Origin of the sequence: Sphingomonas sp. Ant20 (assembly GCF_000783375.1) — a bacterium.
Classification (GTDB): Bacteria; Pseudomonadota; Alphaproteobacteria; order Sphingomonadales; family Sphingomonadaceae; genus Sphingomonas; species Sphingomonas aerolata.
Window position 1 is genome coordinate 1 of the sequence record NZ_JRVI01000282.1, and the last position, 2,552, is coordinate 2,552.

A 2,552-nucleotide genomic window follows, 5' to 3' on the forward strand; every position below is an offset into this window, starting at 1 on the left:
GCGGCAGGGGATGTTCGCGCGGCGGCGGCGATTCGCGCTCGACTGGGCGCTGATCCGGCGGCTGGCGGTGCTGTCGGGGCTGATCCTCGCGGTGACGCTGGCGATCACGCTGGTCCGGATCGCAAAATACAGCTTCGGCGCGGACATGATCGAGGCGCAGACCGAACAGGTCGCCCGCTCCGGCCTGCCACGCGGCGAGACGGTGAACGATGCCGGGCGCCAGCTTGGCGAACGGCTGTCGCGCGTGCGCGGGCCGGGGCTGGGCTTCAGCACGACCACCGCCACGATCTTTGCCGTGGTCCAGGCGACGCCGGGCAGCGAGATCACCGCGCTCGACTTCCAGCCGAACGGGACTGTCCGGCTGGGCGTCGCGGTCGAGCGCGAGGCGCTGGCGACCGATCTCAGGAGTGCGCTCGAGCGTGCCGGCTTTGCGGTTCAGGCGGGCGTCTTCCAGGCGGCGGCAGGGCGCGTGTCGGGCGAATTCACGATCACGGCGGGCCGTGCAGGCGGGAGCGAGGGCGCATGACCGGGTTGCGGCACTGGTTCGAAGGGCGATCGCTGCGCGAGAAGCGGCTGTTGCTGGTGATGGCGGCGCTTGCGGTGCTGACCCTGCTCTGGGGCGCGGTGATCCGCCCGGTCGGCGACGGCCTGTCGAGCGCGCGCGAACGCCATGCCAACGCCGTGACCCGGCTCGGCGAGACGCAGGCGATGGTCGCGCTGCTCCGCGACGCGCAGCGATCGCGGCCCACGCCGCTGACCGGATCGCTCGATGCGATCGTGCGGACCCAGGCGGACCTCGCGGGGTTCGCGATCACCAGTCTCGACCAGGAGGGCGCGGACCGGGTGCGGATCGTGATGCCGTCGGCGCGGCCGGGCGCGCTGACCGCATGGCTCGCGCGGCTCGAGCGCGCGGGCATCCTGGTCGACGCGCTGACCATGACCGACAAGGGTGACCGTACGGTGAGCGTGACGATGACGTTGAAGGCGCGCGCCGCATGAGCGACAGCGCACGCTTCGTGGGCGTCGGCGCACGCCGCGTCACGCGGATCCGGTTGCGGACCGGCCCGACCGCGATGTTCGGCGGCATGCTGCTGCTCGCACTGATCGTGTTCCTGCCGATGCGCGCCGCGCTCGGCTGGGTCGGGATCGAGGATGCGGGCCTCGTCGCGCGCCGCGTGACGGGCACGATCTGGGGGGCGACGCTGACCGATGCGCGGTTCGGCGAGGTGTCGCTCGGCAACCTCCATGCCCGGCTCGCGCCCTTGCCGCTGCTGGCGGGTCGCGCGCGGATCGTGCTGGCCGGCCCCGAAACCGACCCTCGACCGCTGCGCGGATCGGCGAGCGTCAGCCGTCACGGGTTCGGCGTCGATGATCTGACCGCGACGATCCCGACCGGCACCGTGTTCGCGCCGGTGCCGGTCACCACGCTCGATCTCGACGGCGTGACCGTGCGGTTTGCCGACGGCCAGTGCGAGCGTGCCGAGGGGCGGGTGCGCGCGACGCTGGGCGGCGAGGTGGCGGGGATCACGCTGCCGCAGTCGGTCAGCGGTACGCCCAAATGCGAGGGCGACGCGCTCATCGTGCCGCTCGCCAGCCAGGCGGGGACCGAGGGAATCACGCTGCGGATCGACGGCACGGGCCGCTACCGCGCGGTGCTGACGCTGCAACCGACCGACCCGATCGTCCAGCAGCGGCTCGAATCGATCGGCTTCGTGCGCGGGGCGGGCGGCTATAGCCAGGCGATCGAAGGCAGTTTTTGACGACATTCGACGCCGCGCATGATCGCGGCGCTTGACGGACACGGACAGCCCGCTTAGGGGCACGGGCCTTCGCGGCGATCGTAGTTCAATTGGTTAGAGCGTCGGCTTGTGATGCCGGATGTTGCGGGTTCAAGTCCCGTCGGTCGCCCCATTATTTTCCCAACTGCTTGGCCTTGCGCCGCTTTGTGCTGGTAAAACCGGCCGGAAAATAATATTTCAGGTTTAAGCAATTTTCTTCTTCCTGATGGAGCCGGCGATGACAGCGGTTTGGGACCTTCCCGATTTCGACGACCATGAGGGCGTTCACGTCTTCACCGATCCGGTTTCGGGTCTCCGCGCCGTCATCGCGCTGCATTCGACCAAGCTCGGCCCCGCGGCTGGCGGCACCCGCTTCTGGCATTATGCGGACAATGGCCGCGCGGTGACCGACGCGCTGCGCCTGTCGCGCGGCATGAGCTTCAAGAACGCGATGGCCGGGCTTGAGCTGGGCGGCGGCAAGGGCGTGGTCCTCGCGGCCAAGCCCGGCGACGTGATCACCACCGAACAGCTCGAGGCGTTCGGCCGCGCGGTCGAATCGCTCGGCGGCCGCTATGTGACCGCCGAAGACGTCGGCATGTCCGAAGAGCGCATGAAGGTGATCGCGACCCAGACGCGCTACGTATCGGGCCTGCCGGTCGCGAGCGGTGCGGCGGGCGGCGATCCGGGGCCGTACACGGCGCTCGGCATCTATCTGGGCGTCAAGGCGGCGGCGCAGCGCGGGCTCGGCGCGACCGACATGAAGGGCGTACGCGT

4 protein-coding genes and 1 tRNA gene are annotated in these 2,552 nt (G+C 70.3%); all 5 read left to right on the forward strand.

Annotation, left to right across the window (positions count from 1 at the left end; genetic code table 11):
* A partial coding sequence (gene gspL, locus NI18_RS20305) for a type II secretion system protein GspL (RefSeq protein WP_037532934.1) occupies nucleotides 1-526 on the forward strand: 526 nt, incomplete at its 5' end.
* Entirely contained in the window at nucleotides 523-999 is a 477-nt protein-coding gene (gene gspM / locus NI18_RS20310; RefSeq protein ID WP_037532937.1) for a type II secretion system protein GspM, read from the forward strand. The genes gspL and gspM, both read left to right, overlap by 4 nt.
* Complete coding sequence (gene gspN, locus NI18_RS20315; protein WP_052149383.1) at nucleotides 996-1,760, forward strand: type II secretion system protein N; 765 nt, start codon at nucleotides 996-998, stop codon at nucleotides 1,758-1,760. Before gspM ends, gspN begins: the two co-directional genes overlap by 4 nt.
* Nucleotides 1,761-1,834: 74 nt before the next feature.
* Nucleotides 1,835-1,911: transfer RNA gene (locus tag NI18_RS20320), tRNA-His, on the forward strand.
* A gap of 105 nt (nucleotides 1,912-2,016) precedes the next feature.
* A partial coding sequence (locus NI18_RS20325) for a Glu/Leu/Phe/Val dehydrogenase dimerization domain-containing protein (RefSeq protein WP_037532941.1) occupies nucleotides 2,017-2,552 on the forward strand: 536 nt, incomplete at its 3' end.

Bases quoted from the DNA above. Each gene is read 5' to 3' on its own strand.
- gspM (WP_037532937.1), top strand. From the start codon at position 523: ATGACCGGGTTGCGGCACTGGTTCGAAGGGCGATCGCTGCGCGAGAAG.
- gspN (WP_052149383.1), top strand. From the start codon at position 996: ATGAGCGACAGCGCACGCTTCGTGGGCGTCGGCGCACGCCGCGTCACG.